This is a genomic window from Vibrio sp. L85 (assembly GCF_963871815.1).
GTDB lineage: Bacteria > Pseudomonadota > Gammaproteobacteria > Enterobacterales > Vibrionaceae > Vibrio > Vibrio harveyi.
On record NZ_CAWMYL010000217.1, the window covers coordinates 1 to 209 of the forward strand.

At 51.2% G+C, this 209-nt stretch carries 1 pseudogene; it reads left to right on the top strand.

The features are described 5' to 3' along the window. A pseudogene (locus AACR11_RS21175) lies at nucleotides 1-209 on the top strand (transketolase); the annotation flags it as partial.

Sequence of the window (209 nt, forward strand, 5' to 3'; positions counted from 1 at the left end):
GATCTTAAGAACTTCCGTCAGCTTCACTCTAAGACTCCTGGTCACCCAGAGTACGGCTACGCACCTGGTATCGAGACTACAACGGGTCCTCTAGGTCAAGGCATCACTAACGCTGTTGGTATGGCGATGGCTGAGAAAGCACTAGCGGCTCAGTTCAACAAAGAAGGCCACGACATCGTTGACCACTTCACTTACGTGTTTATGGGCGA